The sequence below is a fragment of the Halosolutus halophilus genome (assembly GCF_022869805.1).
Taxonomy (GTDB): domain Archaea; phylum Halobacteriota; class Halobacteria; order Halobacteriales; family Natrialbaceae; genus Halosolutus; species Halosolutus halophilus.
This window is the reverse complement of record NZ_CP094974.1, coordinates 4662783-4688984: the sequence shown is the minus strand read 5'-3', so window position 1 is coordinate 4688984 and position 26202 is coordinate 4662783. Positions and strand designations below refer to the sequence as shown.

The following is a 26202-nucleotide window of genomic DNA, read 5'->3' as shown; positions in this document are numbered from 1 at the left end:
GGCCCCCGAGGCGCTGGTAATGAGCGGCGTCGACTGGGAGAAAGACGATCCGTTCGAGGAACAGCGCGAGAAAATCGAGAATCCGATGAAGCGGCTGTTCTTCGAGTACGGACGGACCTACCGGAACTCTGCAATCGTCGGCGTCGTCGCGAGCGTCTTCGCGCGACTGCTCGACCTCGTTCCGCCGATTTTGCTGGGCTTTGCCGTCGACGCGATCTTTCGCCAGGAGAAAGCGTTCGCCGACATCTGGTTCGTTCCGGCGGCGTTCGTCCCCGCGGACCCGCAGGAGCAACTCCTCCTTACCGTCGGCCTGATCGCGGGCGCGTTCTTCGGCGCTGCGCTGTTCCACTGGGTGCGTAACTGGGGATTCAACTCCTTCGCACAGAACATCCAACACGACATCCGAACCGACACCTACGACAAGATGCAGCGGCTGAACATGGACTTCTTCGCCGACAAACAGACCGGCGAGATGATGTCGATCCTCTCGAACGACGTCAACCGATTAGAGCGCTTCCTCAACGACGGGATGAACTCCCTGTTCCGACTGGTCGTGATGGTGCTCGGGATCGCGGGCGTCCTCTTCTACTTCAACTGGCAACTCGCGCTCGTGGCGCTGCTGCCCGTGCCGCTGATCGGCCTCTTCACGTACTACTTCATCAAGATCATCCAGCCGAAGTACGCCGAGGTGCGATCGACGGTCGGCAGGGTCAACTCGCGGCTGGAGAACAACCTCGGCGGGATCACGGTCATCAAATCGAGCAACACGGAGTCGTACGAATCCGATCGCGTCGACGACGTCTCGCAGGAGTACTTCGACGCCAACTGGGACGCCATCGAGACCCGGATCAAGTTCTTTCCCGGGCTGCGCGTCCTCGCGGGGATCGGCTTCGTCGCCACGTTCCTCATCGGCGGCCTGTGGGTGCTCTCGGCCGAGGGGGAGGCCCCGTGGATCTTCACCGAACCGCTGGCACTCGGGGAGTTCGTCACCTTCATCCTGCTCACCCAGCGGTTCATCTGGCCGATGGCGCAATTCGGGCAGATCATCAACATGTACCAGCGCGCCCGCGCCTCGAGCGCGCGGACGTTCGGGCTGATGGACGAACCGGCGCGAATCGCGGAAAACCCCGACGCGACCGAACTCGAGGTCACGGAGGGTCGCGTCGAGTACGACGACGTCACGTTCAGCTACGACAGCGAGGCGCCACGCGCCTCGGACCGGTCGAGCGAAGCGAGGTCCGAACGAAGTGAGGACCTCGGAGACGCAAACGGGGAGGGACGACCCGTGAGCGAGGAGCATCGCGACTCGGGAGACGATGGGAAGACGATCATCGAGGACGTCGACGTCACGGTCGATGGGGGCGAGACGCTCGCGCTCGTCGGTCCAACGGGAGCCGGCAAGTCCACAGTGCTGAAGCTCCTGTTGCGGCTGTACGACGTCGACGAGGGCGCGATCCGGATCGATGGACAGGACATCCGGAACGTGACACTGCCCAGTCTCAGGCAGGCGATCGGCTACGTCAGCCAGGACACGTTCCTGTTCTACGGCACCGTCGAGGAGAACATCACGTACGGCACCTTCGACGCCAGCCGCGAGGAGGTGATCGAGGCGGCGAAGATGGCCGAGGCACACGAGTTCATCCAGAACTTGCCGGAGGGATACGACACTGAGGTCGGCGAACGCGGCGTCAAACTCTCGGGCGGCCAGCGCCAGCGCATCTCTATCGCGCGTGCGATCCTCAAAGACCCCGACATCCTGATCTTGGACGAGGCCACGAGCGACGTCGACACCGAGACGGAGATGCTCATCCAGCGATCGATCGACGACCTCGCCGCGGATCGAACGACGTTCGCGATCGCCCACCGGCTCTCTACGATCAAGGACGCCGATCAGATCGTCGTCCTCGAGGACGGCGAGATCGTCGAGCGGGGGACTCACGAGGAACTGCTGGCCAACGACGGCCTCTACTCGCACCTCTGGGGCGTCCAGGCGGGCGAAATCGACGAGTTGCCACAGGAGTTCATCGAACGCGCCCAGCGCAGGCAGGCGCGGACCGAAGTGGACGTGGACATCGGCGACGACGACTAATCTAGCCGCTAACGGCCCATCGGGCAGCCGAGGCCCCGTCTCCCGATCGCGCAGACGGTCAGAACGACTCCTGCTCGCGCTGTCCCTCCTGGTCCGGTGCCCCCTCGTTCTGCCTGTCTTCGCCCGCCGCCGGCGGCGTCCGATCGCTGTAGTTCTTCCGACCGATCGCCTCGTCGCTCACCATGTTCATGATCGCCTGCTCGATCTCGCCGTAGTCCCGGTACTCGTCTTCGTTCAGCGGCCCGATGAGTTCTTCGAGGGTCATCGTCTCCTCGCCCATGCCGATCCGCTCGTCCCCGTACTCGTCGAGCAGATCGTCCTGACTGACGGGATACTCCTGACTCTCGAGTTCGTCTTCCAAGTCGCCGAGTTCGACACCGAGTTCGCGGTTTTCGTCACTCATGGGTGGATACTGAGTGAGGTCGTTAAAACAGGTTGGCCCTGCGCACGCCACCGTGGGCACGTCGATGACGCCGCTGAACCAGCCACCGACGACCCGCTACGGCCACCGGGAGTTTCATGTCCACACGGTCGGAGCACTCATCTATGGACCTCTCCGACGCGACGTGGACCGACGTGCGAGACGTCGATACCGACCTCGCGGTCGTCCCCGTCGGCAGCACGGAACAGCACGGCCCTCACGCGCCGCTCGGGACGGACGTGATCGGGGCCGAAGCCGTCACCGACGCCGCCGTCGATCGAACCGATCGCGAGGTCGTCCGGGCCCCGGCGATTCCGATCGGGATCGCCGAGGAACACCGCCAGTTCCCCGGGACGATGTGGGTCTCGGAGGACACCTTCCGGAGCTACGTCCGCGAAGCCGTCGAGAGTCTCGCTCACCACGGGTTCGAGCGGGTCGTCCTCGTCAACGGCCACGGCGGGAACGTCGACGCGCTGCGGGAAGTCGGGGGGAACCTGACGCGGTCGGGGGCGGCGTACGCCGTGCCGTTCACCTGGTTCGAGGCCGTCGGTGAGCACTCGGCCGATATGGGCCACGGCGGCCCGCTCGAGACGGCGCTGCTGCGCCACGTCGACCCGGAACTGATCCGTGAGGACCGGATCGAGGCCGCACAGGAGGGGCGAGCCGACGGCTGGGGCGAGTGGACGAGTCACACGAACCTGGCCTACGACGCGGCGGAGTTTACCGACAACGGCGTGGTCGGCGATCCGGGCAACGGCGACGAACGACGCGGCGAAGAGTTGCTCGAACTGGCGGCGGACGCGCTCGTGAGACTCCTCGAAACGATCGTCGAGCGCGACGTCTCGCGGCCCGAGCGTCGATAGCGACGAGGAGAATGGGCGCGGTACCGACGAGGGAGAAACCGAGTTCGGTCGTTACTCGTCTTCCTCCGCCGCGTCCGCTCCGTCGGCCTCGTCCTCGGCGGCTGGTCCGGCGTCCTCGAGCGTACTCCGAAGTGCCGGGATCGTCGACGTGAGATCGCCGACCTGCTCGCCCGCCGCGGCGATGTCCGTGATTGCGTCCTCGAGATCGCCGATCTCTTCCTCGAGGTCGTCGGCGTCGTCGAAGGCGTCAGCCCGCTGGCCCATCGTGAACCACTTCTTGGCGTCCCGGAGGTGATCCTCGGCGTCTCCGGCGTCCAGCGCGGAGTTGAGCCCGTTGAGCACGCCCAGGACGTTGTCCGCGTCGGTCTCCCAGACGTCGTCGGCGGTCGGCAGTGCGTCCCAGGCCGCTGCGAGCGAGGATTCGACGTCCTCGCGCATCTCGTTGGCCGCTTCGCCGAACAGTTCGTCGTCGTCGCCGAGTGTCGCTTGACTCATGTCCTTGCCTTCACGGGGACCGGGGTTAAAAGGTAGCCCGAAAGTGAAAGTGAAAACCGGCGCAAGAGAGTTGATATCGGCCGATCGACGATCGAATTTCGAAAGGGTAGTTGTCCCAGGACGTCGAACGACTGGACGTCGAATCCCCGGTGCTCGATGCGGGTTCGATCGGGCACGGTCGCTTCGTGGCGAAAACTGGAGCCTCTTGCCAGTCCGAGTCGGCCCCAAACTGCGTCAGAACCGATCCGCTCAGCCGTCGCCATTTCGATCGGATCGGGGTATCGGTTCGCGGGCGAAGAACGATCACACCCCACGATTTATTGCCATACGTTACCAAGTAGCAATATGGAACGGAGACGGTTCCTGGCCGCGTCTACCACCGTCACAACCGTCGTTCTTGCCGGCTGTAGTAATCCGGACGACGATGGGAATGGGGATGGGGATGGAGGCGGATATGCCCTCGACGAACCGGAACGGGAAGCGGTTCAGCGGAACTCCTGAGCCGCGAGGCGTCGGTCTCCCCGCGAGGGGAGTCGGTTGCAGGATTCCGGAAACAGGTGCCCCGGCACAGCATCGCCGTTCGTATAGCGTGTGACGGGAACGCCCCTCAGTAGGGCGCCGGTCCGTTATTCTCGCCCGCGAACCGACTCGAGTCGCATCAGCGGATACCCGTCTTCCATTTCCATGCGCGTAACGACCTCACAGCCCTCGTACTCGACGATGATCTCGACCTCGAGAAAGCGGCCCGTCAGTTCGGTGTAGTCCGCGGTCGCCTCCGCGAGTGCCGCGGCCAGTTCGTCGTCCCGGACGTCGACCGTCACCTCGGTACAGTGGGGCTGATTCTCGATCGACTCCTCGATCGCGGTCGCGAGACTCGGCGCGCTCTCGGGCGAGATCGGGGTGCCGGCGAACTGGTGGTAGAGCGAACCGAACTTGATGCCGGCCTCGAAGCAGGCGGCTTCGGCGTCCGTCGGGGTCGAGTTCGGGTCCGAATCGGGAGCCATACGGAAGGACTCGAGTGCAACCGAGAAGGTCATTCCGGTGTCGCGACGTCGCGCGAGCGCGTCGGGAGGCGGGGTGGACTATGCCAGCGACGACCGAACCGACGCGGAATCGCACGTTACTTATCGACGCTCACCTTCACACCGAACGAATGGCACAGTCGGTCCTGCTCACGGGGGCTGCGGGGCGCGTCGGTGAGGCGATTCTCGGCGGCCTCGCCGACGAGCACGAGTGGCGCTTGATGGATCGCGATCCGCCGACAGAGGACCACCCGGGCGAGTTCGTCGTCGCGGACATCACCGACGAGGACGCCGTCCGCGAGGCGATGGAGGGGATCGACGTGGTGATCCACCTCGCGGGTGATCCCCGCCCGGAGGCACCGTGGGAGAGCGTCCTGACGAACAACATCGACGGCACGCAGAGCATTTTCGAGGCCGCCGTCGACGCCGGCGTCGAGAAAATCGCCTTCGCCTCGTCGAACCACGCCGTCGGCGCCTACGAAACCGACGAGCGCACGCCCGACATGTACCGATCCCACGACGACTACCTGTTAGACGGCACCGAGTTACCCCGCCCTAGCAACCTCTACGGCGTCTCGAAGGCGGCCGGCGAAACCCTCGGCCGCTACTACCACGACGAGTACGGGATTTCCGTCGTCAACGTCCGCATCGGTAACCTCACCGAGGGCCACCCGCCGATCGACTACGAGCGCGGACAGGCGATGTGGCTCTCCTACCGGGACTGTGCGCACCTGTTCGATCGGTGCATTCGCGCCGACTACGACTACGAAATCGTCTACGGCATCTCCGACAACGATCGCAAGTACTACTCGATCGATCGTGCTCGCGAAGTGCTCGGCTACGACCCACGGGACAACTCGGCGCGACACGATTGACTGCGATCAGGCCTCGAAACCCCACGAGTGGGCCGGGAGAAGTCCCGACCCGAGCAGTCTCTCTACCCTCGCTTTCGGAGCCAGAGACGGTATCTCGGCGAGAGACAGCTATCGATCGGATCGTCCGTAATCATCCCACAGACAGTACCCGGATTTTTGAACTCGAGCGGTCCGAATGTGGAACGGGTGGGGTCGCCAAGCGTTTAGTATTCTATATAGAAGTAAATGAAATTATGGTCCAGAGAGTCGTTCCATCTCCCCCCCCGAGTGTGTTAGTTATTACCATGGTGCGGGCGGCGGACGCCGCCTGGAGAGGTACAGTATTCGATACATTGGTTATCAGACTTTATCGAGATGGAACGATCCTGTCACTATATTCCTCCGTGAGTTTACGTATTCGACGCAGGCGACAGCAACTGGGGGAGTGATACGATGCGATCACCCGAGGCGGAGAGAACAGAGGAATCGTTCGACAAACCGATAGCCGAGTGGATCGACTTCGAGCGGCGACCGCTGCTGAAAACGCTGGGCGCGGGGATCACCCTCTCGCTGGGCAGTGGTCTCGCATCCGCTCGCGACGACGATGACTCCGACGCAGAAGAGACCGATACTACCGGGTCCGACGCGGCGGAGATCGACCCGCAGTACGGCTTTGCGGCGCCGGACGTCGAGGCAATTCCCGAGACCCTTGTCCCGGACCACGAAATCGAACTCCACACGGAGGAACCGGAAGACCCGGAGAACCCGGGTCGTCCCCCCTTCTTCCACTTCGAACCGACTGGCATTCACGTGAGTGCTGGCGACGTCGTGCAGTTTACCCCCGAATCTCCCGATCACACGATTACGGCCTATCATCCCGCACAGGGCTTCCAACAGCGGGTGCCTGACGGAGTCCCCCCGTTCTCGTCGCCGGTACTCAACGCCGGTAGCGCCTGGCTCTACGAGTTCACCGAAGCGGGCGTGTACGACGTGTACTGTGGTCCACACCACGTTCTCGGCATGGCCATGCGAATTATCGTCGGCGACTTCGGGGAGGACGACGTGCCAGACTACGAGGATACGTTCGAAGGGAGTGACGACCCGCCGCTCCTTGCGCCGTTTAGCACGGAATTCCTCGAACACGAACTCAACGCGACGACCGAGGGGAACGAGGACTGCGAGTGGGCGTGGCTGACACCGCACGAAATCCTCGCCGCTCCCGCGCTCGATCCGGCGACGATTCAAGATCAGGGAACGGTGCCGTTCGAGGACGTCCTCGCCGATATCGATCGCTTCGCAGATGAACTCCCGGATCGTGACGAAGCCGAGGAGACAGCGCCGACCGTTCAAGTCCGCGACCACCCCGAGCACGGGGACATCCTGGTCGACTCGGACGAAATGACGCTGTACATGTTCGATCAGGACACCCAGGGAGAGTCGGAGAGTGCCTGTTACGAGGATTGCGCCGATGCGTGGCCGCCGCTCACCACCGACACGATCGCCGCTGGCGACGACGTCACCGCCGACCTCGAGACCTTCGAGCGAGAAACCGGCGAGATGCAGGTGATGGCCAACGGCTGGCCGCTGTACGGCTTCGCCCAGGACGACGCACCGGGCGACGCTCGTGGACAGGGGAGCAACGGCGTCTGGTGGGTCCTCGGACCCGATGGGACTCCCATTCGGTCCGACTCGAACGAATAGACTGCCGAACGTCGGCGTCGGGGACGAGCCACGAAATAATTCGGCGGAAGGCGATCGAGATCCGGTGCGACCGACCCGAGGAATTGGGTCGGTCAGAACAGCCCTTCGACGTCTTCTTCGCGATGTGTCCGCCGCTGGACGTGCTCCGTCAGTCGCTGGAAAACGATCCCGCGGTGCTCGTCTTCGCGGACGAAGTCGAACAGCAACGTGATGAACTGGCTGTCGTCTTCGCCGGCCGCCAGATCGCTCTCTGCGTAGGCTTTCGCCCGGTCGATCGGTTCCTCGTCGAACTCAAGTTCTTCGGCGAGGACGACCGCCGCGATCGCCGTCGGTTCGAATCCGAGATCCGCGAGCGCGGGCGTCGTGCCCTCGTGTTCGATCGGCGGCGGCGAGCGGCGCTCGACGACCTCGGGATCCGCCGCGAGCGTCTCGAGAACCGACCGGATCGCGTCGAGTCGAACGTCGCGGTAGTCCGCCGGCAAGCCGTCGAGGTAGTCCCGACCGCTCCTCGCGAGGCCGACGGCACCCGCCCAGTTGCGATCGCGGGCGTGGTAGACGGCGGCGGTGAACTGGATCAACCCGTGTAACAGGCGCTCGTCGTCGGTCCCGGCGTCGAGGTCGAGCCAGTAGTCCTCCCAGGCGTCGTGTGCGGCGTGGTAGTACCCGTCGTTGTAGACGGCGACACCTGCCCGGAGCCGATCGCGCATACCGATCGTTCGGACTCGACGGCGATAAATGGAACCGATAGTGCCGGATACGTACCGCCTCCGGCAGGGCGGGCAGACAACTGTCGAAGCGGGGGAGGGGCGATGAGCAGCGTATCGCCCGGACCGGTTACTGGCCGCCACCGGTCATGGCGGTGTCACACTCGAGGGGAGAATCGACCATTACTATGCGGTCACTTCGATCGTCCATCTCGCAGCGAGACGGCCAGTAATGTGGTGTTACTCCGGTAATCGGTTCCTGTCCGCACCGATCGCACTGTCGCGGTTCTCGCTCACTCCGTTCGCTCCGAACCGCGCTCGCTCCACGGCTCACGGGTCACGTCCGTTTCCCGTTCGCATACCGCGGTTCTCGCTCACTCCGTTCGCTCCGAACCGCGCTCTTCCCACCGAAAACGACCGTTCTCCTGGATCACCTCCCCGTCGATCTCGAGTCGGGAGTCCGCGCTGACGTCGGTGATCATGTCGACGTGGACGGCGGAATCGTTGCCCGACTCGCCGTCGGGCAGACAGGCGTCGTAGGCCCGCCCGAGCGCGAGGTGGATCGTCTCGCCCATCTTCTCGTCGAAGAGGATATTGTCCGTGTACCGATCGATCCCGCGGTTCATCCCGATCCCGAGTTCGCCGAGGCGGCGGGCACCCGCATCGGTCTCGAGAATTTCGCCGATCACGTCCTCGCCCTGTTCGGCCGCGTAGTCGACGACTTCGCCGTCCTCGAACGTCATCCGGGCGTTCCGGACCGGTTCTCCGCGGATCGTCATCGGGACGTCGAAGCTGACCACGCCCTCGGTCGCGGCGGGGGCGGTGAAGACCTCGCCGCTCGGCAGGTTGTGCGAGTCGTAGACGACCGACGCCGCGCTGTTGACCGCGGTCCGGCCCTCGATCGACACCGTGAGATCGGTGTCGGTCGAGACGAGTCGTACCTCCGTCCCCTCGTCGAGCAGGTCCTTCAACCGGGCCATCTCCTCAGCGAGGGACTCCCAGTCCCGAAGGATGGCGTCGTACGCGAACTCCCGGTACTCCTCGAATGCCATGTTCGCCTGCTGGGCGAGCGATCGGGTTGGATGGACCGTCGAGACCCAGCGCGTGTCGTACCGCTCCTCGCGGATCTCGGTCCGGGCGCTGCTGTAGGCCTGCCGGATCTCGCCCGGCACGTCGGCGGTCGCACTCGTGTTCCGCCCGCCGCCCAGCGAGAGGTAGACGTCGCTCTCCTCGAGCAGCGCGCGTTCGTGGGCCGGGTTCTCGTCGAAGTCGCCGTCGTGCGCCCGGAGGTACGCACGCGTGACCTCGCCGGAACTGTAGGTCGCGAGCAGGTTCGCACCTCGCTCGCCGAGTTCCTCGGCGACGGCGACGGCGAGTTCGTGGGCGTCCGGGCCCGCCGAGAGAACCACGTTGTCGCCCGCCTCGATTCGTGCGCTCCAGTCGACCAGTACCGCCGCGTGTTCGCGAACGCGTTCGTCCATACCGGTGGCTCACCCGCGAGGTACTAAAACGATCTCCGATCGATCGTGGGAGAGAATTCGGCCGACCGCACGCGAACAGTTGCGATCTCAGAACTAGCGGATCACTCGAACAGGAATCGGAATCAGGCGACGTGCGCCTCACCGGCCTCCGCACCTTCGCGCGATCGCACGAGCGAGACGATCGCGTAGACGATTGGCGTGTCCAGCACCGCGATCGCGAACTTCAGCAGGTACTGGCCGATCACCAGGTTGAGCGCCGCCCGGAACCCGAGTGAGTCCATGCCGACGTCCAAGAGTGCCGGCGCGACGACGAAGCCGACGGCGACGAAGACGACGGTGTCGATCGCCTGGCTGCTCGCCGTGGACCCGATGTTGCGGAGCCAGAGTTTCTCGGAGCCGGTGTACTCCCGGATCCGGTGGAAGACGATCACGTCCCAGTTCTGGCTAATTATGTACGCGAGGAGACTGCCGAGGACGATGTTCGTCGACGCGCCGAGCACTGTCGCGAACTGCCCGGCACTGTCTGGATCGGCCGCCGGTGCGGCAATCGTCGACCAGACGAGCGCGAGGACGACGAAGTTCAGCGCGAACCCGACGTTGACGACGATCTGAGCCGCGCGCTTGCCGTACAGTTCGGTGTAACAGTCGCTCGCGAGAAACGTCAGCGCGTAGGCGAGCGCCGCTCCGGGTAGGGCGAGTTGTGCTCCCGTGATCGGGAGCGCCACGGGGATGTCGAACGCGAGTACCTTCGAGGCGGTCAACTGGGCCGTGACGAGCGCCGCCACGAATAGCCCGATCAGGGCCACCTGTGCGATCGTCGGCGTGCCGCGATGCTGAGTCATATCCCTGGGTTAGTCAGTGAATCTACCTAAACGGTGCTATTCGAGGCGGGCCCGAGTATGATCCCGGTGATCGCAAGCGATGGCCGTCGGGCTGTGAGCACGCCCCATACGACGCGGACGCACGGCCGAGACGTGGTCGTTCTGGACGATCGGTCGGCGTCGAACGCGACGATCGTCTCGATCGCCGCCGTCGTGTCGCGGAACGAGACGGACACAGCCACGCCCACACACTGCCGAAGCGGTGCGGTAGGCGTCGCTCCGGGGACGGACCGATCGTCATTTCGTCCCATCGAGACGTGTTTTGTCCGAGATTCGTGAAAACCGAATCTGACGTATTTGAGCCGATCGTTCCCCGTATGGTAGATTCCACTTCGAATTATTTTCCTTTCGATAGAATAACTATAACACAACTGTTATACGTGTGGCGGGGGTTCGTTAGGTTGCAATGGCGAAAGGAAACGTTGATTTCTTCAACGACACAGGCGGCTACGGTTTCATTTCGACGGACGACGCGGACGATGACGTTTTCTTCCACATGGAAGACGTTGGCGGTCCGGACCTCGAAGAAGGCACAGACATCGAATTCGACATCGAACAGGCCCCCAAGGGCCCCCGCGCCACCAACGTCACCCGCCTGTAACACGGCCTCTCACGTTCGGTAACGGGTTCACATTCGATTAGCAATTCTTCAGCACGCTACTCGACGAGCCACGGCCGCGTCGGCTACGACGCGACGCGTCGCTCGAGGAGCCGCGGCTGTTCCGGCAGGCCATCACGCCGATCGCGGACCGGCGGGTGCCTTCTCCCGGCGACGTGAGACGAGTCGTCACGATCGGGGTTGCTATCGTCACCATTACGATAGTCGGCAGTCACTACGACGTACACACGCCGCGTCTCGCGGCGGAAAACCGGCCTTCGATCGACGACTACGACGGCACGACAGCCGGTCGCGGTAGGTGGCTCCTACGGTATAGCGTCGCCACGATTGTGGTCGCTACGCCGATCAGGACCACGAAACCGGCACCAAAACCCCAGATACGTGATCGATAACAAACAATCAGTCTACTGGTGTGACTACATGGGTGAACCATGGACGATCTGACCGGGTTTCAGCGAGATCTCCTGTACGTCATCGCAGGCGCCGACCAGCCGTCCGGCCAGGACGTGAAAGACGAGATCGAGACGTACTACAGCAGCGACATCAACCACGGCCGACTCTATCCGAACCTCGACACGCTCGTCAACAAGGGGCTCGTCGAGAAGGGACAACTCGATCGCCGAACGAACTACTACGCGATCAGCGACGAGGGCCGCCAGCAGATCGAACAGCGCCGGGAGTGGGAAACGCAGTACCTCGACGAACTGTAACGCACGAGTCCGGCGTCGACACCGATCGACGAGCATCGATCGAGCGACGGCCACCGGCTGGATAGCTCGGTTCCGGCAGACGTTCCCGGGAGTCGTCACGGATCCAGGACGACCGTCGACGGCGACCGATCACGCGAACGCGACGAGATTCCGGAAGAAATCGCTGAAGGTGATGAGAAACAGTGCGGCCAGGACGATGAGGATGAGAAAGGTAAAGAAGATGATCGCTGCCTGACGCCCGGTGAGTGATTCCCCTTCGAGGAGTTCGTCGAGTTCCATAGCTACTGATAGCAGGTGTCACTCTTAAAATGCAACGGTGTCCGGGAGCCGACTGCTCGGATCCGGGCGCCCCCGACCGTCGGGACCGGCTTCGAAACGCCGCCGTCGTCACGCCCGCTCCAGCGCCGCCGCCAGATCGGCCTCGATCGCGTCGACCTTGCTGCGATCGTACAGCGCTGCGGCCGGGTGAAACGACGGGACGACGATCCGCTCCGCACGCTCTCCCGACTCGTCTCCGCGAGCGGTGCCCGTCATCTCGCGCTCGAACTCTCGACCGTGCAGGTCGGTGATCGTCTCGTCGGTGTCGAGTATCTCGGCCGTCGCGAAGCTTCCCATCGGAACGATGACGGTTGGGTCGACGCGCTCGATCTCGGCCTCCAGCACCGGCCACCACGCCTCGATCTCCGCGACGTGGGGATCGCGGTTCTCCGGCGGCCGCACCTTGACGAGGTTGGTGATGTACAGGTCCCGGCGATCGTGGCCGATCGATTCGAGCGCCCGATCGAGCTGGGAGCCGGCCTGTCCGACGAACGGTTCGCCCTCGGCGACCTCCCGTCCGCCCGGTGCCTCGCCGACGAGCATCACGTCGGCCGACAGCGGGCCGACGCCGGGGACGAACCGATCGGGATCGTGGTGGTCGTCCGGAACCGCGTCGAGCGCGTCCGCGAACGCGGTCTCGAACGCCCAGTCGGTCGATGGCTGATCGGTCATCGTGCGGAGCTACGACCGGGACCGGAAACACCGTTTCCCTTACTTTCGCACCCCGGTCGACGGACATCCGTCGGCGAGATCGATCGGGAACCCACTCCGGTACGCGAGCGCTACGCGTGGTCGACCTCGTCCGATTCGTCGTCGGCGTCGCTTCCGTCCGGTCAGGCCTGATGCTGCGTGACGTCGATCTCGCCGTCGTCGACCTCGACGGTCAGCATCGTCGCCTCCTCGGCCGGATCGGCCCCCGTGACGGAGCCGGGGTTGAGGACGCGGACGTCCTCGTGGACCGTGTCCTCGACCTGGTGCGTGTGGCCACCGACGCCGACGATCCCCTCGCCGTCCCAGGCTCGCGTTCGGGCGCGGGCCGTGTCGGCGATCGCGCTCGCCCAGCCCTCGGCGCTCATGACGAACCCGTAGTCATTGTAGACGGCCGCGCTGACCGGGTTCAGCGTCCCGTGGGTGACGACGAAGGTGACGCCGTCGACCGCGACCTCGGCGACCGACAGCAGGCCGATCTCGGCCGGATCGACGTTGCCGTGGACGGCCGTCAAATCCGCTGTGAGTTCCTCGACGTCGGCGAGGACTTCGGGCGTCTCGAAGTCGCCGGCGTGGATGGTGTAATCGGCAGCGGCGATCCGCTCGCGGAACGGCTCCGGGATCGACGACTCTCGCTCCGGGATGTGCGAATCGGAGATAATCGCGAGTGTCACGGTCGTGGATCGCTCGACCGGTTGAAACAATCACTGGTGGTGCGACGGCGGCCGATCCGGGCTACGTCGGCCTGCACGTGAGACGCGTCCTCCGGCGGACTCGGTTCGGGTTCCGCATCCTCGGTCTGGACGGGCTGTAACTGCTCGGGGACGGAGTCGGTGGCCTCGCTCGCTTCGTCCGCCAGCGACGACTCGGAGAGATCGATCTCGACCGCGTCGTCGGACCCGTTGTACCGCGGGTCACCCGGCGTATCATCTCGAGATCGGGTTTCGAGCGCGGTTCGTCGCTCGCCGTCGTGAACTGGACGGCACCCTCGTCGGCCTCACCCCCGAAGGGGTCCGATACGCCACGCGGGTTCGTCTCGGACTGGCTCAGCACGTCCCCACGGTCACGGGCGGCGGTAGCGTCGTCCGGCACCGCTTTCTCGGCGCCGAGCCGTCCAGACGCGTCGGCTCCGCTGACGGGCGATTCGTCACCACCGATCAGCAGGGCGAGCAGTCCGATCCGACGGCCAGTATCGCCAGTACCGCGCTACGAGTCCGACCGATCGTCGACGATGACGACGACGTCCGGCCCGGCGACAGCTGGATCGGTCCGGCCCGGTCCGGTCTCCGGGTTCGATCGCGTATCGACGACGGTTCCGTCGGGATAGACGTCGACCAGATCCCGGAGGACGACCGCTCGGCCGTCGTACTCGTCACGGACGGTTTCGAGCGCCGTCTCGAGGTCGGCGGGATCGTCACGGCCGACGTGCGACAGGGCGAGGGTGTCGATCCCGGCCGTCCGGGCGTTTCGCCCGCAGTCGCTCGCGGTCGGGTGGAGGCCCGTTTTCGGACCGTCCGCGTCGTCCTCGAGCACGCGGTGGTGGACGAGGACGTCGGTTCCGCGGGCGATTTTCGGCACGTTCCCCGATTCGGCGGCGTAATCGCCGGTGAACGTGAACGACTGTCCCGCGTACGAGACCCGGTAGGCGAGCGTCGGAATCCGCCCGTGAACGACCGGGATCGCGTCGACGGCGACGCCATCGCGCTCGTAGATCCGCGCCACCTCGTCGTCCGCCCCGACGACGGCGTCGACTTCGGTGACCGGGAGCGCCAACTTGCCATCCGCGTACCGCTCGACGAAGTCGGACAGGTAGCCGTACGCCCCGTCCTCGTCGAACAGGGTCGAGAGCCACGATTCGGTTCCAGGCTGCTGTGCGTTCCCCGCGGGTCCGTACACCGCCAGGGGCCGATCGCCACGACCCTGTTGATACGCGGCCTTGACGATCGCCGGGACGTCGGCCGCGTGATCGACGTGGAGATGCCCGAGAAAGACCGCGTCCAGCGCGGTCAGATCGATCCGGGCGTCGCTGAGTCGCGCGGCAGTCCCGCCGCCGGCGTCCACCAGCAGCGTCGGAACGCCGGCGACGTGGACGACGTACCCGACGGACGCGCGCTCGTTGTCCAGTGCCGACGCGCCCGTTCCGAGGGCGGTGACGTAGAATCCGTCGTGATCGCCTGCGCGGGCGTCTGTCATGGCAGTTTCGACGATCGGATCGGCCCTAAGTCCCGAGCCTGAGCATTCCGGTCTCCCACACGCGTCGTCGCCCTGTATCCGCTCTCGGAACGGACCGAGACCGGGCCGTGTCGTTCCGGAACCGAGCGTGAACTGCCGTGTACGCAGCGACTCGCTCGTCGGTATCGAGTCGCGCTCGAATGTGGGTCGTCCAGCGGGCCGGCCCGTTCTGGTACGCAACAGGCCCAGTGACGGTGCCGCCCGTCTCGGGTTGCGTCTGTTGGCAGAAGGTGTCAGCCGTGATCGCAGGCGCAATCATCCCGCCACCCAAAAGCCCGATAACGCCGACCGACGCGACTGTTATCGGACCGGGTGTCGGTGTAACTCGGCCGCTCAGTCGCGTTCCACGTCCGACGAATTCGCGCAAATCGCGCGTTTCTCCCGCGTCCCTCCTCGGAGGGAGTACTTCTATTCGGAACGGTATCTGTCTGCCAACCGGTTGGTGATCTACTCGCGGGTGCACTCGGACGGGATAGATCGGAGTCGGTCGGCGGATCGAAATCCGTCGCGACGACAGTCACAACCGATACGGAGCCCTAGTTTGTCAGCTGAGTTATAAGTCCTGATTTCTCGATCTTCCACACGCCATCCGATCAAAACGTGGCGTTTCTGTGGCGTCGGTGCCCGATCGAAGCGTGCAAATGAGTGCAAACGTCCGCAAATCACTCCGATCGTCTCGTCCGTTTATCATCCATCAGGACGTGAGTGTCACCAACGATGAGACGAACTGAAATCGGCTCCGTACTGCTCGCAGCGTTTGTCGTGATCGGGATGACTGCTCCGGCGGTGGCACTCTCAACGAGTACCGCCCAACCATCCGGAAGTGGCCTTTCGGGGACGACAGCTGCGATGACGGCACAGGAAACCGCGAACAATTCGAGCGTGAACGTCACGGTCGGCCAACAGCTCTCGACGGTCATCGGCGCGTCGAGTGACGAGGTCCAGACGGACTTCGAGAACACCGCGTTCGAGATTTCCGTCGAGAACGGCGGCGAAGAGGAGAAGGCCGAGGCGATCGCGGACCGCACGGATGAACTCCGTGATCGCGCCGAAGCCATCCGCGAGGACTACGAGGAGGCCACCGAGGCGTACGAGGAAGGGGAAATTAGCAAGTCCGAGTACGCCCAGCGGCTTGCCACCTTGAACGCCCGGGCGACGAACCTGCTCGACAGCTACGAACGGCTCCAACAGCGGGCTGCGGACGTCTCTGCGGCCGAACTCCGGGCCGCCGGCGTCAATCGGACCGCCCTCGATACTGCCGTCGAGAACGTGAGTAGCGTCAGCGGCAGTGGGGCCGCGGCGCTCCTCAGGCAGTTCACCGGCGAGTCGCAAGGCGAGATCGAACTCGAGGCCGAGAACGGGCTGTCTATCGAGGTTGAGAGCGACGACGGCGAACAGTCCCGTGAATTCGAACGCCCGCGCGACGACGGCAACAACATCACCGTGACGCAGTCCGCGGCTCTCGAGACAGCACGGGGTGCACTCTCGACGCCCACGAACGGCGACTGGGAGTTGACCGAGTCCGAAGTGTCGCAGGACGAGGGCGCCTACGAGTTCGAGTTTGCCCTCCGGAACGCCTCCAACCTGTCGGGCGAAGCCGAGGTGAGCGTCGATGGGTCTTCTGGAGAACTCTTCGCGCTCGAAGAGGAGATCGAACCTCGCGAAGACGAGGATGAAGAGGACGAGAGTGACGACGAGGACGACGAAGACGATGAACTCGCGATGAACGTCACCGAGGGAACGCCCGCTCCGAACGCGACGGTTACGTTGCAGGTCCTCGCCGACGGTGCACCCGCCGAGAACGCCACCGTCTCCCTGAACGATCGGACTGTCGGGACGACTGACGCGAACGGCACGGTGACGGTGACGCTCCCGGCATCCGGCGAGGCCGATCTGACGGCACAGTTGGGCGACGCCGAGGGCGACCTCGAGTTCGAGATCGAAGCGGAGGAAGAAGTCGAGCAGGAACCCGAATCCGAGTCGGACGACGAAGAGGAAGAAGACGAGCAGGAAACCGACTCTGAGTCGGACGACGAGCAGGAAACCGACTCTGAGTCGGACGACGAGGAAGAGTCCTAAGCCGCCCCGCCGATTCGGTCGTTATTGTGCGGTCGATCTGGGCAAGACGATATTCGATTATGCAACACGGATACGATTCATACGTATGACTGACGACGACGGATCTCACACAGCATCGAAACGCCGAATGACTCGCATCGGGTGTGCAATAGTTGCGACGGTTCTCCTCGTGACCGCACCAGTCGCTGCTGTGACAGGAGTCGGCGCGACCCAGACAGCAGCGGGCACGACCCAGACAGCAGCGGACGTGCCCACTAAATCGGCGTTTGTGGTGGCGCTCAACGCGGACGGATCGGCTCGCACGACGATCACCGTCACGTTCGATCTAACGACCGACGGTGACCGGCGGGCATTCGAGGCTCTCCGCGAAAATACGACGGCGCGTGAGCGACGAACGGACCGATTCGCCACGCGGATGCGAGCCATCGCTGCCAGGGCTGAAAACGAATCCGGACGGGACATGCAAATCCATAACGCTTCCATCACCTTCACCGAGCAGAACGATACTGGAATCGTCGCGCTCTCGGCGACGTGGGATGGACTTGCGGTACAGAACGGCGATCAGCTCGTGATCCGGGAACCCTTCAGTAGCGGATTCACCGTCGATCGCATGGTCCGGATTATCGGTCCGAACGACTACAAAGTTACGTCGGTGACGCCGACGCCGACCGATCGAACCCGGATCGCCGCGACGTGGAACGCCGGGGCGGAGTTCGATGGCTTCGAGGCGACCTTCGTCCCCGTGCAGGAGGAGACGGCGACCGACGGTGACGGAACCGGGATCGGAATGCCCGGATTTGGAGTCGGCGTCGCCCTCTTCGCGGTACTGGTCAGCACAGCGGTGCTGCTGTACCGCCACTAGAAGTAGCAATACGGAGTCACGAGCGAGTCGTCGGTTTCGATACTATCCATATCCCCGGTGCGTCTCGATTTCTGCACCGCCGGTCGACGGGCGTCGACCCTGTCATCCTTCACCTTCCGCTCTCCAGTTGACGCTCGCGCGGCTACGGTGTGCCGGCAAAGTCGATCGCGGAGAAGACGTCCACGACGGGGGAGAGGAAACAATAGCGGAAATCGAGTTCCGTCGTGACCGTCCGACGATCAGCGTCTACCGTGATGGCGCTTCCCGCGTCTACGACACTCGTGCCGGTTAGGTGGATTCTCCCGAGCAGGATCGGGCGCCCGTTCGATCTCGTCCGTCACCTCGGCCTCGACGTCTCGTCGGCGTTCGACGTCGGCGATCGTCTCGTTCTCCATCAGGGTCTCCAGCCGGCGTTCGAACTCTGCGTCGTCGATCTTCCCGACCGCGTACTGCTGTTTGAGGGTCGCCAGGGCTGCTTCCCCGTCAGTCGAAGCGTCCAGACCGTCGCTAGAATCTCCAGAACGGGGGGTCGATCCCCCTTCACCCAAGATCCACATCGCACCGACTCCGCCAATAAACGCGGGGAGGAGCCAGTACCAGGGAATGACCGTGCCCGCAGCGACGAGACCGACGCCAAGCGTCAGGAGGCCGACTATCCAGACGCGCCCCACTGGGGAGATCGGAATTGTGAGCTTCATACATTACTGTGGTGTTCCCACAGCCAAAAGACCTCGGCTTCGCCGGTTCGCTCACACCACGGCGGACTCTGTAAGACCTTCGACAGGAAGGTCATCGTCGGTGGGATCGTCTTCGGGGACGGCTGGGAGCTCTCAGGAGTCTGCCCCGGAGCCGGCTGTGCGAGTCTGGGGATCGGAAAGTACAGAATCCTCTGGGTCGTCGTCGGGATGTTCGTCGGTGCCTACGTACAGGGGCTCTGGCGCGCTCGCTGGAGCACAACAGCCCGTGAGACGCCGGCTACCGATGAGTAGCCGCACTTGCCCTCGACGAGGACTAACCGAAGCTGCAACGTCTCGAGCGTGACGGCGCCGAAATGGGGCGGTACTGGGCTTTCGATACCGAGTGTGGGGAGTGGCGGTCCTACTCGCGGTCATACGTAACTGTCCGCCCCCAGCTACTCTTCTTCCCCCACAGGCCGGATCGAATGCACTCGAGTTCGACGATCTGTGAATTGTCGACGAAGAGATTGACGTTCGGTCCGAAGTTCTTGATGTACCATTCGAATACCGGCGGATCAGCGGCCTCGAATACGCAGTTCTCGACCCCCACTTCGTTGGCGATCTCGAATGCGACGTCCGTCCGCCAGTCGCGAACGCGTTCGGTGATCCCCTCGGACTCGACCATGATCTTGTACGCCCCGGCGTCGAGGTGCCGTTTGGCTTCGGCGATGGCGCTCGCCGGATCGATGGCTTCCTCGCTCTCCAGTTCCTCGACGCTCGAGGCGCCGCCCGCGCCGAACTGGACGTTGATCTCCGGTTTCGGCTTCAGCCCGCGGTCGTCGACGAGTTCGGTCAGTGCGATCACGTCGTCGACGTCGATCGCGAGAAACCCGCTGGAGATCTCGACGATGTCGAAGCCCAGATCGTCCGCCTCTTCGACGTACGCCTCGACCTCGTCGTGATCGCGGACGAGAACGTTCTCGATGAAACCGCCAGTGGAGACCTCGACGTCGAACTCGTGGCAGGTGTCGATGAGTTCGCGGACGGCGGACTCGGGCATCAGCGCGAACGACCCACCCGAGAACTTGTAGATGTCGACGTACCGTCCCATCGTCTCGAGAATGTCGCGGAGTTCGCGAGGCCCCATCGGATCGTAGTAGGGACCCCGGATCTCGGTGATGCCTTTCTCACGCGGTTTGCTCGGTCGATGATTCTGGTGCAGGAAGTCGAACGATCGGTCTGAGTTGGCCATGAGACGGTGTACCACACGCCGTTGACTTCCTTAGTCCCCCGGCCTGCTCGCTCAATCTAACAGGGTAACGAGATCGTCGACGTCGCGTTCTTCGAGGTTGCGAATCGTCGTAACGATCTCTGTCCGTCGATCCGCGTCGTAGCGGTCCTCGGTCATCGTCACGAACTTCTCCTCGAGTTGGTCCCAGGACATCGGATCCGACGGATGGCCGCCGAAGGCGTCCTTCTCGATCCGGTGGACCGTCCCATCGGTCAACTCGATTTCGATTCGAGCGGGCATCTCGCCGTTCTCGAATCGGTCGGTGAGTTCGGGATCCTCCGTCACCTCCACCGTCCGAAGGAGCGTCTGCACGGCGTCACGACGGATCCGTTCCGATTCGTAGGCCGTATTGGTCATCTCGCGATCGATGAGCGAGGCCGCGAGCATGTACGGCAGCGAGTGGTCGGCCTGCGCCTTGGTTTCGACCTCGTACCGGGAGCCCTCGCCGCCACCGATGATGAGTTTCGCACCTGCGAACGTATCGAGGCGAATAGCCTCGACCGCCTCGTGGTCCAGTTCCTCTCGCTCGGCGAGTTCGATGATACCCTCGACGGCCGACTGCGCGTACGTCTCCGCGACGTAGCGCTTGGTCATCGTATCAAACACCTGCTCACACCGGGGATCGAGTTCCACTTCGAACTCCCCGGAGACGACCTCCTTCCACCCCTTCTGTCCCTCGAACAGGTCGACTGGCCCCTCCATCCCGTTTCGCGCGAGCAACACCGAGTAGACCGCGTTGCGGGCCGCGTTCGCGCTCGCGATCCCCTTCCACTCGTTGATTCCGCCCGTTCGAGTGACGCGGAGTGCGTTGTGAGCGGTGCCGGCGATACCGATCGCGTTCCGGAGTTGATCGGGCGTGAGACCGAGTACCTTCCCCGCGCCGGCTGCCGCCGAAACGACCGTGTGAGTGACGTGATCGAACCCGCGGTCGCGCACGGGAGCGTTCCACGCGAGTTCGCCCTGTATCTCGTAGGCGACGCCGATTCCCTCGAGGAGGTCCTGCCCGGACGCGTCGACGACCTCTCCACAGGCGATGACGCTCGCGATATTGTCGCTCGGATGCGGCGTTTCGCCGGGCGCGAGAAACGAGTCCATGAAATCGAGATAGCGCGTGAGCGCCGTGTTGTACATGGCCGCCTGCGCCGGCGGAACCGTCTCTTTGCGACCCCAGAGACGGCTCGGTCCACCGTGACCGAACTCGGTGACGGTCGCCGCGACGGCATCGACCGGCTCTGCGCCGATCGCCCCGATACCGATGCCGACCGAATCGAGTACGCGCTTTTTCAACGCGTCCCGGACGTCCGACGGCAGCGAGTCGTACGAGACGGTACCGGTGAATTCGGCGAGTTCTGCTGTCGTCGTCATACGCTTCGAGAGGACGACGAGAGCGAAAGAAGGAGGGGGTGTGACAGTAAGCGTGAGACTCCGGTCTGGCGGTAAGACCGTCGAGGCGGTTGAGTTCGGACACGGACACCCCGAAGACCGATCGTCTCGCGTTTCAGACCCGATCGCCAGCACCGCACGGGTACGCGCAACCGCTCGCTTCCACGCACAACCTATCTGGTAGCCCTCGGCGTACCACGGCGTGCGATAGGACGGGTCACGAGTCGTCGTTCAGAGGGAGAGTGACAGCCACTCGACGGCACCCGCCCGCTGACCGCGACGGCGACCTCAACGACGACCCGACTTCGTATCCGCACGCGTCACCGACCTGCAGGGACAATCGATGCAGCCGTACCGGATCTACTGCGACAACCCGACGTCGGGGCCCGACTTCGAGTTCGGTGAGTACGGGATCGACGGCTTCGGTTTCGTAGCCGAACTCCGCGAGTGCAATCGCGATCAGGAAACCCTGCCGTCGATCGGAGAGTATCGCGGGCGTGAACTGTGGCTTCCGATAGAAGGTCTCGGAGGAATCGCGATCGTGGTCACAGCGAACGGCAACCAGAAGCTGGCAGAGGCGTCCCCGATGGTGTATCAACCGGACTCGTGTCCAGCGATCGGCCCTCTGTTGGCACATTCGCTACCGATAGCGAGAGAGTCGGTTGGTGCGATGAACCGCTATCGTTACAACGACAGGGCCCCACTCCCTCGCCGGTTGAATAAACCGACTGCGATCGATTAAATCTATTGGCCGATCAGCACTTCTATTGACAATCCCTCCTTCGGAGGAAACGGTATCGACTCGATCAGCGCCAGGAGCGTTCGTCGATACTGTTCCGGTACGCCCCTGAACTCTGCTCGATTGTAGAAACGGAACGCTATTTTTCCAGACGCAGATTCTCCCAGGCAGGACCTAAACAAGGCCCCTCTGTATGCAGCACGCTGTTTGTATCAACCGCTGAGGGTTTCAACAGAGTCGTTTGGTCCTACTCGGGGAGGCGTTCGCTCCGGCCACGAGATCGGATTTCGAATCGTCTGTGACGGCCGATCGATTCTCATAATCGGTCTAAACGCCCGCAAGGTGGGCTATTGCGTGGGTTTTTGAAACTAACTAGGTCGTCACACACCTTGTCGAACCACGTCACTCGATCGTCGTGATGCGGGAACACGAGTGGGGGCTGGGGCGGTAGGGACGTCGATCGCTTCGGCGATCAGATTGAAAGCTGGTTCGACACCTCGATAATTGACAGGCTGCGCCCCGATTACGAGTATGGGCTATCTGAACGCGGCGATCGTATTTTCCTCAGGAGTTGTCGCGACTGTGGCTTCACCCGTTCGATCGATCGGTATTTCGCGATCGGCGATCCGAACGGAACTCCTTCGAGTGCGTCCTGTGATCTACGGACCAAAACCGATAGCCGGAGGCCGATTATGAACGATCGAACCGATCGGATACAGCTCCGTTCTCGCGGTCAAGAATGAGGGAATTCAGCGATTCGTGGCCGATCGAGGCTCTCTATCGATCGGATTCGGCCTTCTCTATCATTTCCGGACCCGATACTAGATCGCACTACGGGAGTCTCCGTTAGCCACCTTGCGGACGGGAATCGCTATTATAGATCGGAGAGGACCGCTCGATAACTCCGCAGAATCAGTATAAGTGCGGGAGAATGGATAGGATAGATTCGAATCTCTTCTCGGCGGACTGCCGTTTCTTGGACCGCGTCGCCGTAACTACTCGTCGCCGCCGTCAGCTTCGGCAGCGTCTCGGGAGCGATCGGTGGCGCTCATCGGCCCACCTCGCGAGTGTTGCGATGGTTACAGCATTTTTATTATATTCATATTTTATGTATTTAAATTATACGGGCGGGACTACCTATTGCTAATGAAATTTGAGAAGTAAAATGGAGTGTATAATCCCGTTACGTGACTGTGAACGTTGCTACTGTGTTCGCACCTTCACCGTTTTCGTACAGGGCAACAACAGAGTAATCACCAGCACCTGCGTTCACGTCGCCATTCCCATTACTATCGACAGTAAGCGATCCACCGACAGAATTTATAGTTCCGTCACCGGGATTAGTGCCAATCTCGTTACCTGCACTGTTACGAATCTCAACCTTGTCTGCGTTGGCTAACGACTCAACAGTGACAGTAACTTCCGCAGTCTCATCGTCACTGATACTAACGCCCGCTTGAGCTTGGTTCTCAAGTCCGCTACCAAGGTCCAGTACGAATGCCGCGATCACGGCCGCGAGAATCACAGTGATGGCGACCATTAGAATGACGCCGATAACTGGCGATACGGCTCGTTCCTCCTCGTTTCCGATCAACTTTTTGCGATAGTTTTCAACGTTCATGATTACACAGCACCCCTGAACGGTCGGAAAAGTTATTGGTAGCAGTATGGAACCACCGCATGACGCCTATAAGGGGATTGGGACAGCCCTCTTGTGCGTCGCCTTTCCGTGCCATTCTTTCGGGGTCAACTGATAGGAGTTGACCGACCCCACTTATAGATAAGGGATCGTGACCTTCCCAGAAATTGAGAGGGTTTTCAAAGCTGATAATCAGAACCCCATGGAAGAGTTACAGCGGTGACTTGAAGCATCGCTGTCTTGCGATTCCCAGGAAATGAAAGCGGGTCAATAACTGTTATGCGTGATCGATCCCAGGCTCAGGTACAACCAGTTCGCGCCCGATCGACGAACAGGCGATCGCCCGCACTTCCGACGGTGGGTCGTACGCGGACGTCTGGGAAGCGGGCGAACAGTATCGCGAGGCGATCGACCACGCCCGAAAGAACGGTTGCGAATCCGGGGCAACCGCGTCGGCGCTCGATCTCCCGCGATCGCGACTGCGAACCTGGATCGACAACGGTGGTGCACCCGACGCCATTCGGGCGATCGAAACGGCCCGCGATTCGCGAACGGCGCAACCACGACTATCTGGAGAACTTGGTAGCACTGATTCGGGAGGTTTCCGGCGATCGCGTCGAACTCGGCGAGCAGTACATCACGATCTCCGCGGATGCGGCTCGGAATCTGGGTACGGTTCGATAGAACGGTGTTTTTGATGCGACTGTGGCTCTGCTGAATCGTTGCTACGGCCCTGTTGAAACCCTTTGTTGTCGATAGGTACTCAACGGTCGTGCTATGTACAGATGGTGTAACTGCTGATTATGCATCCACCACCCAGACCATCTCTTGATCGGACGATTCCAATCGATTACGGTCGAAGCCGCCATAGGCCTGCCAGTCGTTGAACTCCGTCAGTTCGAACAACAGTTCGAATTGGCGTTTGGGAATAAGTGCTAACGGCGTCTTGCGCTCGGCAACTAATTCCTCGCCGCGATACACCTCTTGATGGAGATGAGCGACCTGCTCGACTTCATCACTGAGATATGAAGTCATCACTAAACGATACGAGTCATCGTTCACTATCATCTGGTCTTCCTGAGGTTCGCCATAGTTTTCGACTACGGTCTTGAACCGTGGGACAAACGTATTGAGGGCAAACTGGCCATTGGATGCAAGTGCGTCGCGAATATTGAGAAGTGCCGCGCGCTGGTCAGCCAGCGTCGGTAAGTGATTAAACACTCGATTGGGAGCATATATAAGGTCGTACTTTCGATCAGGGTCAAAATTGGTGATATCCGCAACCCGGACTGATGGATCTAAATTGCGAGAATCAGCGTTTTCGTGGAGTTGATCAAGCATAGCCTGCGAGAGGTCGATTCCATCGGCGTCGATATCATCATCCAGTAGTTCCAAATAGATCCGACCGGTCCCGACACCGAGTTCAAGCACGGGGCCGTCGGCTTCCCGGGCTAACTCCCGGTAAAAGACGGTATCGTCTGGGAGCGATTCGTCATCGTCTGAAGCCACATGAGCGTCGTAGAGTTGGGCAACTGGATCGAAGAACTCGCCGGGGCCGTTCATGCTACTATCTTCATGCCAGATTTGAAATCAATTTTGGATATGTGTCAGAGAATACCACAGCAATCGAACGATAGATATGCACATCTACGTGACAGCTGTTTCAAGCAAGATTACGTCTGAAGAATGAAATTTCAACGGACCCGTTGCTACATCTTTCGAGACGATGCTCTATCGCACCTACCGCCGTCGGCTCTCGACCGACGTCCGATACCGGAGTCCGATTACCGAGGTGTTTGCGATCGTCTGGATCGTCTCGGGATCGAACTCGCCACGAGCGTCCTGGACGTTCTGTTCCGACTCGAGGAGGTGCTGAAGTGCCGCATCGATCACGACGGACATCGTCGGGTCGTCGTGCTGGTCGGCGGCGATCAGTTCGCTGGCGCGTTCGAGCTGGCGTTCTCGTTCGTCGGTGAGTTTCAGGCTGGTTCGTCGCGTCATGGTTTAAACCGGTGTATGCACGGAGGGTTTGATTGCGTCCCCCTCGGATGAGCGACCGATCTGTTCTTTGAGTAGATTGGTCGGGCCGTCGCGTCGACCGGCGCGGGGGCCGGATCGATCGGGTTCGATTCTCTGCACCCGAACGGCCCATCGCCCACAGCAGGGTGCAGAGATCGAAGTCTGTCGATACATCTGAGCACGACCCGTGGGGTCGGACCTGAAGAACCTGTTTCACAGTCTTTGATCACGTGTTAATCCCCTCGACGAGTTCGAGCGTCCACTCCCCCTCGTCGACGTGGCGGCTATGGACGTGGTGCTCTCCCTCGAGATCGCCGTTCTCATCTAACAGCCCCTCGACGCGCACGTCGTCTTTCTAGAGCGTGATTCCGATCGAGCCTCGATCCAGCTGTCGGAGTTTGTTCAGCGCCATATC

General features: G+C 62.4%; 25 protein-coding genes and 1 pseudogene. 9 read left to right on the top strand and 17 right to left on the bottom strand.

The genetic code is table 11. From position 1 onward, the window contains the following. Positions 1–19 precede the first annotated feature (19 nt). Entirely contained in the window at positions 20–2089 is a 2070-nt protein-coding gene (locus MUG98_RS23200) for an ABC transporter ATP-binding protein (protein WP_265109771.1), read from the top strand. A gap of 58 nt (positions 2090–2147) precedes the next feature. Here MUG98_RS23200 and MUG98_RS23195 read toward each other — a convergent pair whose 3' ends face one another. Continuing rightward, entirely contained in the window at positions 2148–2492 is a 345-nt protein-coding gene (locus tag MUG98_RS23195) for a DUF5789 family protein (RefSeq protein ID WP_265109770.1), read from the bottom strand. A 143-nt stretch (positions 2493–2635) separates the two neighbouring features. Here MUG98_RS23195 and MUG98_RS23190 point away from each other — a divergent pair, with 143 nt between their 5' ends. Next, positions 2636–3373, top strand: coding sequence for a creatininase family protein (locus MUG98_RS23190; protein WP_265109769.1), 738 nt, complete (start codon positions 2636–2638; stop codon positions 3371–3373). A gap of 51 nt (positions 3374–3424) precedes the next feature. Here MUG98_RS23190 and MUG98_RS23185 read toward each other — a convergent pair whose 3' ends face one another. Then, positions 3425–3868 (bottom strand): DUF5790 family protein, encoded by a 444-nt coding sequence (locus tag MUG98_RS23185; RefSeq protein WP_265109768.1) that lies wholly within the window; start codon positions 3866–3868, stop codon positions 3425–3427. 626 nt (positions 3869–4494) lie between these two features. Continuing rightward, a complete protein-coding gene (locus tag MUG98_RS23180) occupies positions 4495–4872 on the bottom strand; it encodes a dihydroneopterin aldolase family protein (protein ID WP_265109767.1) in 378 nt (125 codons plus the stop codon). Positions 4873–5021: 149 nt separating this feature from the next. Here MUG98_RS23180 and azf point away from each other — a divergent pair, with 149 nt between their 5' ends. Further along, on the top strand, positions 5022–5765 hold the full coding sequence (gene azf, locus MUG98_RS23175; RefSeq protein ID WP_265109766.1) for an NAD-dependent glucose-6-phosphate dehydrogenase Azf: 744 nt from the start codon (positions 5022–5024) through the stop codon (positions 5763–5765). A 432-nt stretch (positions 5766–6197) separates the two neighbouring features. Then, positions 6198–7445 (top strand): plastocyanin/azurin family copper-binding protein, encoded by a 1248-nt coding sequence (locus MUG98_RS23170; protein WP_265109765.1) that lies wholly within the window; start codon positions 6198–6200, stop codon positions 7443–7445. 92 nt (positions 7446–7537) lie between these two features. On the opposite strand, the gene MUG98_RS23165 is transcribed toward MUG98_RS23170, so the two are convergent. The 3 genes from MUG98_RS23165 to MUG98_RS23155 all read right to left on the bottom strand — a co-directional run bounded on the left by MUG98_RS23165 (position 7538) and on the right by MUG98_RS23155 (position 10472). Further along, positions 7538–8152: a DUF309 domain-containing protein gene (locus MUG98_RS23165; protein WP_265109764.1), complete on the bottom strand. Its 615-nt coding sequence runs from the start codon at positions 8150–8152 to the stop codon at positions 7538–7540. A gap of 371 nt (positions 8153–8523) precedes the next feature. After that, complete coding sequence (locus MUG98_RS23160) at positions 8524–9630, bottom strand: aminopeptidase (RefSeq protein ID WP_265109763.1); 1107 nt, start codon at positions 9628–9630, stop codon at positions 8524–8526. A 122-nt stretch (positions 9631–9752) separates the two neighbouring features. Next, a complete protein-coding gene (locus tag MUG98_RS23155) occupies positions 9753–10472 on the bottom strand; it encodes a queuosine precursor transporter (RefSeq protein WP_265109762.1) in 720 nt (239 codons plus the stop codon). 445 nt (positions 10473–10917) lie between these two features. Here MUG98_RS23155 and MUG98_RS23150 point away from each other — a divergent pair, with 445 nt between their 5' ends. Then, positions 10918–11112 (top strand): cold-shock protein, encoded by a 195-nt coding sequence (locus MUG98_RS23150; RefSeq protein WP_006087767.1) that lies wholly within the window; start codon positions 10918–10920, stop codon positions 11110–11112. Between the two features lie 449 nt (positions 11113–11561). Continuing rightward, a complete protein-coding gene (locus MUG98_RS23145; RefSeq protein WP_265109761.1) occupies positions 11562–11840 on the top strand; it encodes a PadR family transcriptional regulator in 279 nt (92 codons plus the stop codon). Positions 11841–11969: 129 nt separating this feature from the next. Here MUG98_RS23145 and MUG98_RS23140 read toward each other — a convergent pair whose 3' ends face one another. The 4 genes from MUG98_RS23140 to MUG98_RS23125 all read right to left on the bottom strand — a co-directional run bounded on the left by MUG98_RS23140 (position 11970) and on the right by MUG98_RS23125 (position 15059). Continuing rightward, positions 11970–12119 (bottom strand): hypothetical protein, encoded by a 150-nt coding sequence (locus tag MUG98_RS23140; protein WP_265109760.1) that lies wholly within the window; start codon positions 12117–12119, stop codon positions 11970–11972. 108 nt (positions 12120–12227) lie between these two features. After that, positions 12228–12830: a uracil-DNA glycosylase gene (locus MUG98_RS23135; RefSeq protein WP_265109759.1), complete on the bottom strand. Its 603-nt coding sequence runs from the start codon at positions 12828–12830 to the stop codon at positions 12228–12230. 161 nt (positions 12831–12991) lie between these two features. Then, a complete protein-coding gene (locus MUG98_RS23130; protein WP_265109758.1) occupies positions 12992–13540 on the bottom strand; it encodes a metallophosphoesterase family protein in 549 nt (182 codons plus the stop codon). A 532-nt stretch (positions 13541–14072) separates the two neighbouring features. After that, entirely contained in the window at positions 14073–15059 is a 987-nt protein-coding gene (locus tag MUG98_RS23125; RefSeq protein ID WP_265109757.1) for an MBL fold metallo-hydrolase, read from the bottom strand. A gap of 756 nt (positions 15060–15815) precedes the next feature. Between MUG98_RS23125 and MUG98_RS23120 the strand changes: the two genes are divergently transcribed. Both MUG98_RS23120 and MUG98_RS23115 read left to right on the top strand, forming a co-directional pair. After that, positions 15816–17177 (top strand): DUF7096 domain-containing protein, encoded by a 1362-nt coding sequence (locus MUG98_RS23120; protein ID WP_425601065.1) that lies wholly within the window; start codon positions 15816–15818, stop codon positions 17175–17177. Positions 17178–17367: 190 nt separating this feature from the next. Beyond that, positions 17368–18039 carry a DUF7345 domain-containing protein gene (locus MUG98_RS23115; protein ID WP_265109755.1) on the top strand — a complete coding sequence of 224 codons (672 nt, stop codon included), beginning with the start codon at positions 17368–17370 and terminating at the stop codon, positions 18037–18039. Positions 18040–18278: 239 nt separating this feature from the next. On the opposite strand, the gene MUG98_RS23110 is transcribed toward MUG98_RS23115, so the two are convergent. Then, positions 18279–18737: an SHOCT domain-containing protein gene (locus tag MUG98_RS23110; protein ID WP_265109754.1), complete on the bottom strand. Its 459-nt coding sequence runs from the start codon at positions 18735–18737 to the stop codon at positions 18279–18281. 6 nt (positions 18738–18743) lie between these two features. On the opposite strand from MUG98_RS23110, the gene MUG98_RS23105 reads away from it, so the two are divergent. Beyond that, on the top strand, positions 18744–19028 hold the full coding sequence (locus MUG98_RS23105; RefSeq protein WP_425601102.1) for a DUF6691 family protein: 285 nt from the start codon (positions 18744–18746) through the stop codon (positions 19026–19028). Positions 19029–19137: 109 nt separating this feature from the next. Here the strand turns inward: MUG98_RS23105 and MUG98_RS23100 are convergent, their stop codons facing one another. The 6 genes and pseudogenes from MUG98_RS23100 to MUG98_RS23075 form a co-directional block, all read right to left on the bottom strand. Continuing rightward, positions 19138–19968 (bottom strand): phosphosulfolactate synthase, encoded by an 831-nt coding sequence (locus MUG98_RS23100; protein WP_265109753.1) that lies wholly within the window; start codon positions 19966–19968, stop codon positions 19138–19140. A 51-nt stretch (positions 19969–20019) separates the two neighbouring features. Further along, positions 20020–21372 (bottom strand): MmgE/PrpD family protein, encoded by a 1353-nt coding sequence (locus tag MUG98_RS23095; RefSeq protein WP_265109752.1) that lies wholly within the window; start codon positions 21370–21372, stop codon positions 20020–20022. Between the two features lie 1940 nt (positions 21373–23312). Continuing rightward, positions 23313–23750 (bottom strand): type IV pilin N-terminal domain-containing protein, encoded by a 438-nt coding sequence (locus MUG98_RS23090; RefSeq protein WP_265109751.1) that lies wholly within the window; start codon positions 23748–23750, stop codon positions 23313–23315. Positions 23751–24569: 819 nt separating this feature from the next. After that, positions 24570–25331, bottom strand: coding sequence for a methyltransferase domain-containing protein (locus MUG98_RS23085; protein ID WP_265109750.1), 762 nt, complete (start codon positions 25329–25331; stop codon positions 24570–24572). Positions 25332–25508: 177 nt separating this feature from the next. Continuing rightward, complete coding sequence (locus tag MUG98_RS23080; RefSeq protein ID WP_265109749.1) at positions 25509–25769, bottom strand: DUF7386 family protein; 261 nt, start codon at positions 25767–25769, stop codon at positions 25509–25511. Between the two features lie 244 nt (positions 25770–26013). Then, positions 26014–26199: pseudogene (locus MUG98_RS23075) on the bottom strand (DUF8053 family protein). Positions 26200–26202 lie beyond the last annotated feature (3 nt).